This is a genomic window from Acinetobacter sp., assembly GCF_041919735.1.
Taxonomy (GTDB): domain Bacteria; phylum Pseudomonadota; class Gammaproteobacteria; order Pseudomonadales; family Moraxellaceae; genus Acinetobacter.
In genome coordinates, this window is the sequence record NZ_JAYRTF010000005.1 from 1 (window position 1) to 13,800 (window position 13,800).

At 38.8% G+C, this 13,800-nt stretch carries 13 protein-coding genes; all 13 read right to left on the minus strand.

Annotated elements, in window-relative coordinates; genetic code table 11:
• Nucleotides 1-696, minus strand: a 696-nt coding sequence (locus ACE3T3_RS04020; RefSeq protein ID WP_374664310.1) for a hypothetical protein, incomplete at its 3' end; no start/stop codon positions are given.
• A 98-nt stretch (nt 697-794) separates the two neighbouring features.
• Nucleotides 795-2,525 (minus strand): ABC transporter ATP-binding protein, encoded by a 1,731-nt coding sequence (locus ACE3T3_RS04025; RefSeq protein ID WP_374664312.1) that lies wholly within the window; start codon nt 2,523-2,525, stop codon nt 795-797.
• Entirely contained in the window at nt 2,522-3,385 is an 864-nt protein-coding gene (locus ACE3T3_RS04030) for a glycosyltransferase family 2 protein (RefSeq protein WP_374664314.1), read from the minus strand. The genes ACE3T3_RS04025 and ACE3T3_RS04030 overlap by 4 nt, the downstream gene beginning before the upstream one ends.
• Nucleotides 3,385-3,750, minus strand: a complete 366-nt coding sequence (locus ACE3T3_RS04035) for a GtrA family protein (RefSeq protein WP_374664316.1) — start codon at nt 3,748-3,750, stop codon at nt 3,385-3,387. Before ACE3T3_RS04035 ends, ACE3T3_RS04030 begins: the two co-directional genes overlap by 1 nt.
• A gap of 6 nt (nt 3,751-3,756) precedes the next feature.
• Nucleotides 3,757-4,674: a glycosyltransferase gene (locus tag ACE3T3_RS04040; protein WP_374664318.1), complete on the minus strand. Its 918-nt coding sequence runs from the start codon at nt 4,672-4,674 to the stop codon at nt 3,757-3,759.
• Nucleotides 4,650-5,975 (minus strand): hypothetical protein, encoded by a 1,326-nt coding sequence (locus ACE3T3_RS04045; RefSeq protein WP_374664320.1) that lies wholly within the window; start codon nt 5,973-5,975, stop codon nt 4,650-4,652. Before ACE3T3_RS04045 ends, ACE3T3_RS04040 begins: the two co-directional genes overlap by 25 nt.
• A 41-nt stretch (nt 5,976-6,016) precedes the next feature.
• Complete coding sequence (locus ACE3T3_RS04050) at nt 6,017-7,927, minus strand: tetratricopeptide repeat protein (RefSeq protein WP_374664322.1); 1,911 nt, start codon at nt 7,925-7,927, stop codon at nt 6,017-6,019.
• Nucleotides 7,928-7,999: 72 nt separating this feature from the next.
• Nucleotides 8,000-8,455 carry a pilin gene (locus ACE3T3_RS04055; RefSeq protein ID WP_374664324.1) on the minus strand — a complete coding sequence of 152 codons (456 nt, stop codon included), beginning with the start codon at nt 8,453-8,455 and terminating at the stop codon, nt 8,000-8,002.
• A 202-nt stretch (nt 8,456-8,657) separates the two neighbouring features.
• Entirely contained in the window at nt 8,658-9,218 is a 561-nt protein-coding gene (locus ACE3T3_RS04060; protein WP_374664326.1) for a TPM domain-containing protein, read from the minus strand.
• Nucleotides 9,212-10,273: a YgcG family protein gene (locus ACE3T3_RS04065; RefSeq protein ID WP_374664563.1), complete on the minus strand. Its 1,062-nt coding sequence runs from the start codon at nt 10,271-10,273 to the stop codon at nt 9,212-9,214. Before ACE3T3_RS04065 ends, ACE3T3_RS04060 begins: the two co-directional genes overlap by 7 nt.
• 85 nt (nt 10,274-10,358) lie before the next feature.
• Complete coding sequence (locus ACE3T3_RS04070; RefSeq protein WP_374664328.1) at nt 10,359-10,949, minus strand: LemA family protein; 591 nt, start codon at nt 10,947-10,949, stop codon at nt 10,359-10,361.
• Between the two features lie 190 nt (nt 10,950-11,139).
• Nucleotides 11,140-12,024, minus strand: coding sequence for a metal-dependent hydrolase (locus tag ACE3T3_RS04075; RefSeq protein ID WP_374664330.1), 885 nt, complete (start codon nt 12,022-12,024; stop codon nt 11,140-11,142).
• 272 nt (nt 12,025-12,296) lie between these two features.
• The gene (locus tag ACE3T3_RS04080) at nt 12,297-13,718 is read right to left on the minus strand and encodes an FAD-dependent oxidoreductase (RefSeq protein ID WP_374664332.1); all 1,422 of its coding nucleotides are present in this window, start codon (nt 13,716-13,718) and stop codon (nt 12,297-12,299) included.
• Nucleotides 13,719-13,800: the final 82 nt, after the last annotated feature.

Here is a 13,800-nt window from a genome sequence, read left to right on the forward strand (position 1 = left end):
CTTAAACTTCTTTTCAATTGCAGTATTATTTACAAAAACCCCATATTGATAATAATATAGTATTTTATTGATCTTTTTTGAAAATTTATCTCCTAAAAAGCTATACACTTTATTGTTTATTCTAAGAGTCTCAATATCTGTATAGCCAGTACCTTTGCGATGAAATGCTGTCTTATATAAGCTTAAGAATCCATTTTGTACTAATTTTAAATTATGAAAATAACAATCCAAAAATTCCTTTTTAGCTATCCAATGACCTTGTACTTTACGCTTAACAATACTGCCAAAATCAACAAACATTGGCTGATTATACTTAAATAAAATATTATATGGATGCGCATCTTTTAACTCGTAACCATATTTATTTGCACATTCATTTACTTCTAAAACACACAATGCTGCTTTACGTAACATTTCCGGTGACCATTCAAAAGGATAAATAACTCGGCTAATCTTTTCATGCTGTAGAACAAATTCATCGCCATTTATTTGTTTTTTTGAAATCTCTGTTTTTGGAAAAATACCTCTTGAAGTTAATTCTTTTATCAAACCAGAATCCAGTAATTTCTTTACATCATTCACATGATCAAAATTAATCACTCGATAAATATATTCTTCCCCAATATAAACAGTACCAATATCATCAACAACACTTAAATTAGATCTGATAATTCCATCCTCACTTATTTTTCTCATTGTATAATCCCCCTCATTACTCACACTATATGTCATCTTAAGAAAATCTGTAAAATTAAAATTTTAAAAAACCAATTCTGATTAATATTCCCCACCTTCTATTTTTTAACTTTTAAACTATTCAAAAAAAAATATCCATCACACCCTGCTACTGCGCTTTCTCTATGTGCAATAATCACCATTGTTATTTTTCCATTGAGACTCTGAATCGCTTCATTGACAGCTTGCTCAGTTTCCGTATCTAACGCACTCGTTGCCTCATCCATAAAAATAACTTGTGGTTGCTTATATAGAGCACGTGCAATCCCCAAACGTTGCCGTTGTCCACCAGACAATAAAATGCCACGTTCCCCAATCATCGTATTATAGCCATCTTTCAAATTTTGAGTAATAAACTCATCTATTTGAGCAAGTTTTGCAACATTTTTGACTAATTGAAAATCAATCTGATCTTTAGCAATACCAAATGCAATATTTTCAGCAACTGTCATATCTGCCAAATAAATAAATTGTGGCACATAACTCACTAAACTTTGCCAATCTTGCACATTACTATCATTGATTACTTGACAATCAATTTTTAAAACACCAGATGTGGGTTTTAAAAGTCCCAACAAAATATCCATCAACGTACTTTTACCAGAACCACTTTTTCCTGTAATCCCTAAACTGCTATTTTTATCTATTTTAAGGTTAATATGTTCTAAAATTTTCTTCTCAGGACTATTAGGATAAGCAAAGCTCACATCCTCTAACTCAACACTATGATTAAACTCAATCACTTCCTGACGAATACTATGCTTCGCTTCATTTGAATCAAGTTCAAACTCACGACTGACACTATTTAAAATATGCTCAGAAAACTTATAAGTTGTGATCGCTCGATAAATATTTTGTGCCGCAGGTAACATTCTATATGCTGCTACTCCATACAATCCTATAACAGGTAAAATTGTTCCAACATTGTGATTCTGTAAAACTAAAAAAATAGCCAAAAGAATCAAACAGCCATAACCAATCGTTTCTATAATATGTAATGGTATTTGCCCCAATGATTCTTGTGAAGCTAGATGGCGTGCATGTATTCTGGAGTTTTGATTAAATCGTTTAGAATAATAATCATGCGCATGATTGATCATGACATCTTTTATACCACCAAAAACTTCTTGACAGCTTTGGTAGCGTTCTTGGTTTGCTTTAGAATACTCCTGACTGATTCTTTTCATAAATTTTTTCACGACAAAGAACATTAGTGTATAAAAAGCAATAATTACACTGGCGATCGTCAATGCCATTAAAGGATCATAAAAGATCAATATCAAGATCATTGCAATCACAATAAAACCATACGATAAAATCACTAATAATGGTTGAAGCACCCCCCATACGACTTGATCTACATCATTTAATATAATTTTTATCAAATCTGCACTATTTCTCTGAATAAAAAAGCTGTAATTCTGTTTTAAATAAATATCGAGTAATCGACTGGAAAAATAATGACGTTGTAAATTTGAAAATCGATTTAAACTATGCTGAGTTATAATTTTTATAACAGCTGAAAAAACAACAATGAATAATGAAATACCTCCCAAATAAATAATAAATTGATTACTATTATTTACACCCAACAGTATATATATTTTTTTTAATAAAAAATTTTGTTGAATACTCTCAGGATTTGCCAATACAGCTAAAAAAGGCATTATAGAAACCACACCTAAAGACTCAATAATTGTCATAAAAACAACTAAAACGGAGACAATACTAAGCTTTCGCTTATCGAGTGGTGTTAATATTTTCCAAATATTTTTTAGACTAGAGATCAAAATAAATCTCTCTCATCTTTCTTATACATCAAAGCTGTAATCTGTTCTGAAATTAACCCCATCAGAAAAATCATAATACTTCCTGTGTAAAGTAAAGCACTCATATTTGTAAATCTTTGATATTCATACAAAGTATAACCATACCAACCTGTAGCCATCATAAATAAAAGAACCGCGATTGGAAGGAACATTTTTAAAGGTGAATACAACGTTGCAATTTTAAAAATAATTAAAAAGAAACGTACACTATCCTTTACTGGATGAATATGACTTTTACCAATACGCTTTGCAGCATGTATCGGCACATAAGTCACAGAATAACCGGCTCTAAAAAACGCCATGGTGCTGGTGGTGGGGTAAGAAAAACCATTAGGCAAAAGATAAACAAACTCTCTAAATTTTTCTGCACGTACAGCTCTAAAGCCCGATGTTAAATCCTCAACTTTATGATCAGACATATATGTTGCAAGATTATTATATAAGCTATTTGCAACACCACGACCTACACTTGCTTGTGATCCCTTCTGGCGAGCACCTACAACGAGATCATACCCTTGTTCAATTTTCTCTATTAATTTTTTAATATCGTTTGGATCGTGTTGACCATCAGCATCCATAAAAATAATAATATCACCCGTTGCATTTCTAGCACCAGTCTTAATTGCTGCACCATTACCCTTTGAATATGGATGAGTAATGACTTTTGCCCCAGCTGTTTCTGCAATATCTTGGGTATTATCTGTAGACCCATCATTAATAACAATAATTTCATCTACTAATTGTAATTCCTGAATTCGTTCAATTGTTTGACCAATTGCTCCAGATTCATTCTTAGCAGGAAGAACGACAGAAATAGCCATTAAAAATCCTCAGATTTAGCCTTAAATGCAAAATACTTTGCATAATAAAAATTAAATATTAAAGTAATTCCTGCAGCCATAAAAAATCCAATATTCTGATTTTCAGTAAAATAATAAACCACACTAAAAACAAAAATATTTATTAAAAATCCTTTCACTTGCCCTAATATATACGCAGTATAAATTGCATTAGAGCGAGAAAAAGTAATAAATTTATTCATAAAATATGTAAGCTGTACAGCACACATAAATCCAATAAATTTAGAAAAATGAGTCTTAAGAAATATATTTGCTGCAAGAAAAACAACGTAATCGCATATAAATCCAGCGCCTCCGACTAAACAAAAAAAGTAAAACTTTTTCATATAGTTTTAATTGATCGATAAAAAAGCTAATTTTTTCATCTCACGTCGCGACTTTGATATCGCACTCAGAACAATACCAATAAAAGCAGTGAAAATACCAATAGTAACTAATGCTGAAGCCAAGATTGCACGAGGAAATTTTGGCACCAAACCTGTATAGATATACTCTAAAACTACCGGTATTCCAATAAAAAAACCCATCAAGATAAAAGACATAGCCAAAATAAAGTACACAACTTTCGGGGAATAATCTTTATAAAGCTGAAATATTTCTTTACTGATTTTGAAACCATCGTGCCATGTATTAAGCTTGCTTTCAGTACCTTCTATACGCGGCAGGTAAGTGATTGGATGTTCAATTATTTTTGCCCCAACTTCAATTGCATGAACAGTCATTGCTGTTTCTACCTCAAAACCTTTTGAAAATAACGGCATCGTTTTTACATAACGTCTAGACATTACTCTATATCCGCTCAGCAAATCATAGGCTTCAGTTGCAAATAATTTATTCACTGTATTTGTTAGCAACACATTACCTAAAAAGTGCTTCTTCCTGCTTTGACTGCTTTTATAAGTTCCCAAGCGACTTCCTATCACTAAATCAGCATCATGGAGCATAAGTAAATCAACCATTTCTTTGGCTTCTTTTGCAGGATATGTACCATCTCCATCCGCAAGAATATAAATATCCGCATCAACATCCCGAAACATCGCTTGAACAACATGCCCCTTTCCTTTCATCTTGACGACTCTAGTCAATGCTCCAGCAGATTTAGCTTCTTCTATCGTATTATCTGTTGAATTGTTATCAAATACATATACTGTACAATTTTCGACATGCTCGATAAACTCCCGCACAACACTCGCAATAGCCTTTTCTTCATTCAAACATGGCAGGATTACGCAAACTTTCTTTTGACCCACTTTATTATCTCACTGAATGTAATTGCAAATATAATCATTGCTGGAATTTTAAAAGGAATACCATAGCGGGGAAATGGGGCGACAATAATATGAATCAAAATAGCATATAAAAAAACTGCACTAATGACTATAAGAGCAAAACTCAAAGTCTCTCTTTTTAAAAACCTTTTAATAACAACAATCAAACCAGAAAAAGCACCTATCAACCAAAATAAATGAATAAATTTATTTACAGAATATGTAAATAATGAAATCTTTTCCCCATAATAAGGTGAAGCTAAAGTTGGATAAATAAAAATATCACCTTGACCAGCAATGATACTCCATTGCCATAAGAAAAATTGCTTCCCAACCAGATACCAAGATAGGTAATTTAGAGGGTCTGCAATAAATCTCTCAAAAATAATTTCAAGGGTTCTGCCAATACCTTGATAGACTTCACTTGCTTGTGGATCAAAATGGTAAGGAAAACCAAAACTTTCTGGAATATCATTGTACATAAACCATGGAAAACTCCCATGATACAACCCATTAATCATTAAAGTCGGATCCGACCATTGACCAATAACTAAAATGTTGCGCCCTCCCCACAACAGCATCGGAAGTAGGGAAATAATCAAGATCCAAACTGCGGAACGAGTAATTTTTCGGTAATAAAAATAGAAAATAAAAAATAAAAAAATTGGGAAATATTGCAATGTTGGACGTACAAGAATTGCAAAACCTAATAACAATGCAAAAGCCATATAATAAAGTATTTTTTTTCTCTCGGAAAAATGAGATAAAACAGCCATCCCAATTAAGGAAGCTAACAATGATGTGAACAATGATTCTGATAAAAAATAAATATTAATGTTTACAAAATGTGGAAATGTCCACAAAAACCAACCTGTTATTAACGAAACAAGCGCCCCATAAAAACGATATAAAACAAAAAAAAGAAATGCAAAGGAAACTATTTGTAAGATAGTTTGAGCAATAAGAATATTTTTAACAAATATATCTTGATTTGAATTATAAAAAATATAGGCAAAATCAGGAAATCCTGGACTTCTTAGTGAGTCTGGTTTTGGGCTAACACTTGCTTTATATTCATTTGAATATACCCCCCACTCTCGCATATTTACTGCGTAACTGTAATAATCCTGTGCATCTGCCCTAACTGGTGAGTCAACAATAGAGTATTGAACAGCCAAATAACGAATATATACGCCAAGCATTATCATTAAGAGCATAGATAAATAAATAAAATGCTTTCGCTTCAATACCATTTCAATCTCCAACCCCATAAGAACAAACATTAAATTTTGCTTTCAATATCATTAAAACCAAGATTAATATTTCAAATTTTATGTTCTATGCCATTTTTTAAAACTATTTTTAATCTTTTAATTTCAAAATCATATTCCGCTTTACTGCGCTTTAATGTGTTAGCATCTTGATTCATATATATCCCCTCTACCCTCTGAAGAAGATATAATGCCTCACTGTAATTTCTGGTTGCCCCAATTTCAGCCACCATCATCATTCCCGCCTCAACATCATTATATAGAATTATTGCATCACTATAATATTTTAAAGAATTTTCTATATTTCCTTGCTCTAAATAAATTTTAGCTTTCAAATAAGGTATTAAACGTTGAAATACTGAATAATTTTTATATTCATTATTTGTCTCTAATTCATTTATCAGCTGTAATGTCCATTTACCATAATACTGCGTTTTATGATTATCTGTAATATATTCAACTAAATTACGTAAAGCCTGAACAGCTTGTGCATCAAAAGGCTGTTTTCTCAGCATTTGAGACGCTATTAAAAAATCTTGTTCTGTTGCTATATCTGAATAAACTTTTTGCAATAGTAAACGCATGTTCAATAAAGCACTTTCAGGCATGCGTTGAGTTGCTTTTTCTAAAAAGAGATTAGCCTCAAGCACTCTACCCTGATCAAATAACATACCCGCTATAGAGCTTTGAGCCCGAGGTGAATTAAGTGAGTTTTGGGCCCAATACAACTCTAAAGCAGGAGTATTTCCCCAGAGTTTAGCTCTTTCATAGGTAAAGAAGCTCAACCCACTTAAAATGAAAATAGTGATCAAATTAACCAATTGAGCATCTATTTTCTCTTTGAGAATGACAAGACCGCTTACTATGGGTAAAAATAAGAAAATTGCAGCTAAATAGTTACGATGCTCAAAATATAATTCCAGACCAATAACTGTTGACTCCATTAAGTGCGCAGTTAAGAAAAACAATACTGCTAATGCATATAATGGATATTTCTTTTTAAATATTAATGCTGATAATAGTAATGTTATTAAAAAAACTATTGAATAAAGCGTAGTAATAGGTTTAAAAATATTTTTTGATACAACGAAAGCATCTTGATATAGTCCTCTTAATTCAATTTGAGGAATAATCAAGTTAAATAAATATTCACATAATATTCGACTTTCACTATAAAGCCGTTCGATCATATTAAAGTTTCTATTGGGCCATGGGTCTTCCGCAAAAGTCACATACTTACTAAGTAAAACCAGCATAGCTATTGATGGAAGCCACAAAAATATAGCTCTCCATTGCCAAATAGGATTATTTTTTTTATTAGGATTACAAAACTCGATCATTAAAATCAAAAATGGGAGTAAAGCTCCATTTTCCTTACTATATGTTGCAAGAATTGTACCTAATCCTAGAAATATTGTCATACCAACGTATGCTTTAATAGGCTTAGTAGCTAGATATAGTCTATATTTTAAATATCCTGCGATTCCAATTAAGCTAAATAGCGTAGCAAGTTGAGCCATTCTTTGTACAACATATAATGTTGTTGAAACAAAATATGGATGTAATAACCATATAGCTGATGCTATCAACGAAATATATAAAGTCTTCGTTTCATTATAATTATAATTTTTAAGAAGTAAAAATATTACCCAATATAAGATAACACCATTTAACAAGTGAATCATTAAATTAGTATATTTAAATGAATATGGATCTGCTGGCCAAGTATTAGCATCAATCAAAAAACTGAGTAAGGATATAGGCCTTCCAGTAGGACCAGAAAAACCATTTAAAATAAAACTTCGTGCCTTATCCCAACTATCAATAACGCCATAAGTCCCTAAATCTTGTAAATTTGGATAATCATCAAAAAGAAAATCCCCTTTCAGCCCAGACCAATAAACGAATAATGTTATAAACAAAATAAGATAAAATAAAATACCTAGACCATATTTTTTATACATATTCTACTCACAAATTGATTCGTTTATAAAAAAAGCGCCCATCTTTGATGGGCGCTTTTTTTATATTAAATATTAACGGCAGTTTGTTGGAACAAATTTAGTATCAATACCTGATGCACCAGTTTGTGCTTTACAAGTCCACTTCACGCCACCAATAGATGTAATTGGACTTAAAATTAAGTCTTTTTTAGTACCATCAATTTTAGCATTATATTGAATTAAAATTTGACCATCTGCTACACCACTTGAACTTCCAGAACCAACAAATACTTTATCAACTGCATTACCAGTAATTTTGTCAGCATCCGCCAAACCAACACTTGAGTTAGCCTTTGGTAAACGGTTATTAGAAGAATAGAATTCTGCAACGGCTGCTTTCGCACCGCCAGCAAGACTTAGACCTTCAGAAACGTGAGCACGCTTCGTATAGTTTTGATAAGCAGGAATCGCAATCGCAGCAAGAATACCGATAATTGCCACCACGATCATTAATTCGATCAGGGTAAAACCCTTTTGAACTGATTTCATAACATTCTCCACAAATGTTTTTTAATTTAATTATTAAGCTTTCAGCTTATTTTATGTATAGCACTATTTATGCCAAGATTTATTATATTTATTTTGTGAAAAAAAACAGCACTTTAAAAAAATATTTTTATTTTTATGTACTTTATGTTTCTTTATGTGTGCAAAAGTGACGATTTACGTCACTTATTTACCAACAATACACCTAGTCAAAAATGACCGGTGTGTTGCTCAGTTCATTTTCGGCATCCGGCCGGTCATATTGATAGAAATCACTCAGCACATTGCCAATCTCAAATACACCGCGCAAGATTGCCTGACGGTGCTGCTGCTGCTTCATCAGCTCAATAATCTGAATGCAGATTCCCTCCCAAACCTGCTGCTGAGTTGCATTTTTAATGCCGCGGTCAATCACAATCTCGACTTGACGCTCACATAGGTTCAAATACAGCAGCACGCCGCTGTTATATTCTGTATCCCATACGCCCAGTTCAGCAAAGAGCTGTTCGGCCCGGCCGCGGGTATTCAGATGATAGGCATGGTTCGCTGGGATATGCCCCTCAATCACCACCTGTATTTCACCCACATGACCCTGTTCAGCTTGCGCTACAGCATGCGCAATCGCGTGCTGATCCTGTTTATTAAAATAGCGCTTCGTGGCCGGCAGGTAAAAAAAATGCTTCAGCCAGCGCTTTAAGCTGGGCTGATTGATTTCCAGCAGTTTGGGCTGCGTTAAAATTTCTGTTGTTTCAGATTTAGTTACCATGAGCCTGATGCCCCTCCCCCGCCAAAACCGCCGCCTCCGCCGCTGTAGCCTCCACCGCCGCCAAATCCTCCGCCAGAACCGCCTCCGCCGCTGCGTCCAGCGCCAGACAGAACCGCCTGAAAGATCAGCTGCGCCAAAGCTGTAATGAGCAAAAAGAATATCCCGCCGCCGATCAGCAGACTGGTGAGCAATCCCGCACCATTCACTAAGCCGGCAACCGTTCCAGCGACCGCGGCCGTTGCCGCGCTTAAACGGTTGCCCACCACATAAGATCCAATAATGCCCGCAACCAGGATAATCAAGGCTGTGCTGAAGGTTTTTTGCTTGGCCTGCTGTTCATGCAGCGCCTGTTCTTGACGTTCTTTCAGCTCCTGCGCCGCCTTCGCCGCCACCTCCGGATCCATATTCAAGACTTTTTCAATTTCATTCAGCCCGGACTGGATGCCTTGCGCATACTGATTTTGCTTAAAATACGGAGTAATTTGATTGCGGATGATCCGGCTCAGCACAATATCCGGCAGCACGCCTTCCAAGCCGTAGCCGCTGAGAATCTGTATTCGATGGTCATTTACCGCAATCGCCATCAATAGGCCATTATCCTGTTTGGCTGAACCCAGCTGCCATTGTTCCGCCGCGCGCATCGCAAAACCGAAGATGTCTTCCTGCCCTGTTGTCGGCACAATAATCACGCCAATTTGCGCCTTGCCTGAATCATGCAGCTTTAAAATCTGCTGGCTGATGGCCTGCTTGTCTGCAGGGCTAAGCAGATTCGCCTGATCCACAACCGGCTCATTCAGCGTTGGCAAATGCCGTATCGACTCACCATCCGCCAGATCATTGGCAATTTCAGGCGCTGGCGGTGATTGCACGGCCGGACGATCGGCCGCAGATGAAGCGCTTGGCCCCTGTGCATTTTTTTGCTGATCCTGAATGATTTTACCGGCAGCAACCATTTCGGCGTCATCCGCGGCGGCCGTTTCACTCCAGGCATTTGCACTGAGCGCAAATACGCTTGCGATGAATAAAAATACGGCACAAAGCTGCGGCCATCTCATCGAAATGTCTGGATTATCCTTATGGCGCAATTTAGACCATGCAAGCATCAGCATTCCTTCTCATATTCAGAATCGGGGCATTCAATCAGTTGAATGAAACCTTTGGCGCCGTTTGCGCGCCCTGCTCCGCACTGAAGTTCGGCTTCGTATCCATGCCAATGACTTTTGCCGTCATCACTTGCGGGAACTGGCGTGCATAGCCATTGAAATCCTGCACCGTAGTAATATAGCGGTTGCGCGCCACAGCAATGCGGTTTTCGGTGCCTTCCAGCTGAACCTGCAGATCTTTAAACTGCTCATTGGCTTTTAAGTCAGGATAATTTTCCGACACCGCAATCAGGCGGGATAATGCGCCAGTCATCTGCGCCTGCGCTTCCTGGTATTTTTGGAATAAAGCCGGATCTTCCAGCACTTCTTTGTCAACTTTCAGCCCAGCCACATTGGCGCGCGCCTGAGTGACTTCTGTCAGCACCTGCTCTTCATGCTTGGCATAGCCTTTGACTACATTCACCAAATTCGGCACCAAGTCCGCACGGCGCTGATACTGGTTCTGCACCTCAGACCATGCCGCAGTCACAGCTTCATCTTTGACTTGCAACGTGTTGTAACCGCAGCCAGTCAATATCAAGGTGCTGGCCAACGCAATGGCCAATGCACTGTTTTTCATTAAGTTCATCTGCCCAGTCCTCAAGTATTTATTTGTATTTGTTTAAGTATTTTTTCATTCTAGCGGGAATTCCGCATCAATATGTAGCTTTTTTTTAATGAACGCCCATTCCGTAAAAAAGCCCAGCGTGCTGCTGAGCTATTTTTGAATGGAATCATGAACGGCATTCATGCATTTTAAAAACCGCCCTCCGCGCTCATCAGCTGAGCCTCTGCGGCAGCATTTCATCCTGAAAGCTTTCCAGCTGATACTCCTCCGCCATGCGGGTTTTCCAATACTGAATGATCTGACTGCAGTCAATTTCAGCAGGATGAAAATCCTTTTTATAATAGGATAAATACTCCGGCAGCATCTGCACCAGCATTTTGCCCAATAAATACGCGCCGAAAAGATTGCCGCCGACTTTAGGCAGGCTGTTTTTGCGGTCCTGCATGAATAACTTGGAAGCGGAATAAAAAGTCAGGCTGGCAAAGCCTGTGGTGACGCTGCGCATAATCATGCGGCGGATCCGGTCATCGCCATATACCGCCTGATAGACATCAAAAGCCACGGCGCGGTGCTCAATTTCCTCAATCGCATGCCAGACCCAAAGTTTCACCGCATCATCATCCAAGGTGCTCAGCACTTCGGGGTGGCGTAAAATATAGCCGCCCAGCAGCGCTGTAAAATGTTCAAAGGCGCAGGTGATGGCCAGCTGGATTTTCGGATGCAGATTTTTCACATAGCTGTCTTTACGCGCCAGCCAGGCCTGAAAACGGTCTAAGTTGTAATCCTCCCTGCGCCATGCATCATTAAATTCGGCATGCGCTTTAGAATGCATGGCTTCCTGGCCAATAAAGGCTGCAATTTGCGCCTGCAGGCGTTCATCTTTCACCTGATCACGCACATTGCGCACACTGTGCACAAAAAACTGCTCGCCAATCGGAAAGGTGGATGACAATGCCGTCAAGACATGCGACATCACTGGCGAATTGGCAAAGTAGTGCCGGCGGATCGCTTTCGGATTGAACTGCGGCCTGCGCACCGTAATGCCAATGGCTTTAGGACGATTTTGATATGATTTTTCTGCCGTCACGGAAGTCATTTGAGTATCTCAATATGCAATACATTCACTCAGTATGGACAGCAATGACGCTTGCACACATGGCGAAAATGCTTAGCTCATTTGCATAATCCAACAATTTAGCGGCGATTTCTGCCATAAAACTGCAGTTTTATCCGCATAATCCTCAAAACAGTCATTTCAGGCATAGCCCATCTTTTTAAGCATGGCCCGATTGCCGCAAATAAAAAAACCCGCCGAAGCGGGTTTTCCAGTTTATCTGCAGCGGAATGCATTCACATCCGCATTCTGCATTACAGCTCTAAATAATCCAAGATGCCTTCAGCAGCCTGACGGCCTTCCCAGATAGCCGTCACCACGAGGTCAGAACCGCGCACCATGTCGCCGCCGGCAAAGATTTTTGGATTAGAGGTCTGGAATTTATACGCTTGCTGTTCTGGCGCAACCACGCGGCCTGAACCATCCAAGTTGATTTTCACATCATTAAACCAATCTGCAGGGCTGGTGCGGAAACCGAACGCCAACAGCACTGCATCCGCAGGAAGCACCTCTTCAGAACCTGGAATCGGCTCTGGGCTGCGGCGGCCGCGGCTGTCCGGCTCGCTCAATTGCGTTGTGACGAATTTAACCCCTGTCACTTTGCCGTTTTCACCGACAATTTCAATCGGCTGGCGGTTGAACTGGAATTCAACGCCTTCTTCACGCGCATTTTTCACTTCGCGGCGCGAACCCGGCATGTTTTCTTCGTCACGGCGGTATGCGCAGATGACTGATTCAGCGCCTTGACGGATGGAGGTACGGTTACAGTCCATCGCGGTATCGCCGCCGCCGAGCACGATAACTTTTTTGCCTTCCATGCTGATGTATTCAGCAGGATCTTTTTCCCAGCCTTGCGTCCGGTTGACATTGGCAATCAAGAAATCTAGCGCATCCACGACACCATTCAGATCTTCGCCGGCAAAACCGCCTTTCATGTAAGTGTATGTTCCCATCCCCATGAATACCGCATCGTAATCGGCAAGCAGCTGATCAATCGTGATATCGGTGCCGATCTCCGTATTTAAGCGGAACTCGACGCCCATGCCGGTGAAGATTTCACGGCGGCGTTTCATCACGTCTTTTTCCATCTTGAATTCTGGAATGCCGAAGGTCAGCAAGCCGCCGATTTCAGGGCGCTTATCAAACACCACCGGCTTAACGCCGTTGCGCACCAGAATATCTGCACAGCCCAGGCCTGCTGGGCCTGCGCCGATGATGGCGACTTTTTTATCGGTCCATTTTACAGAGGACATATCTGGACGCCAGCCTAAAGCAAAAGCGGTATCGTTGATATATTTCTCTGCATTGCCGATGGTCACTGCGCCAAAACCGTCATTCAGCGTACACGCGCCTTCACACAAGCGGTCCTGCGGGCATACACGGCCGCATACTTCAGGCAAGGTATTGGTCTGATGGCACAGTTCTGCCGCTTGGAAAATACGGCCTTCCGCAATCAGTTTCAGCCAGTTCGGAATGTAGTTGTGCACCGGGCATTTCCATTCACAGTACGGGTTGCCGCAGCCCAAACAGCGGTGTGTCTGATTGGCAGCAATTTCAGCTGTAAATGGCTTATAAATTTCCACAAACTCAGCTTTGCGGACAGTGAGATCTTTTTTCTCTGGATCTTGGCGTGCTACATCCAGAAATTGAAAGTCATTATTTAGGCGTTCGGCCATGTCTCTCTCCGTGGGTGAGCGTGGATAACTTTTTTCTCTTGATCAACTTGTGCATAAGTTGAAAGTTATCCACACCTACCTA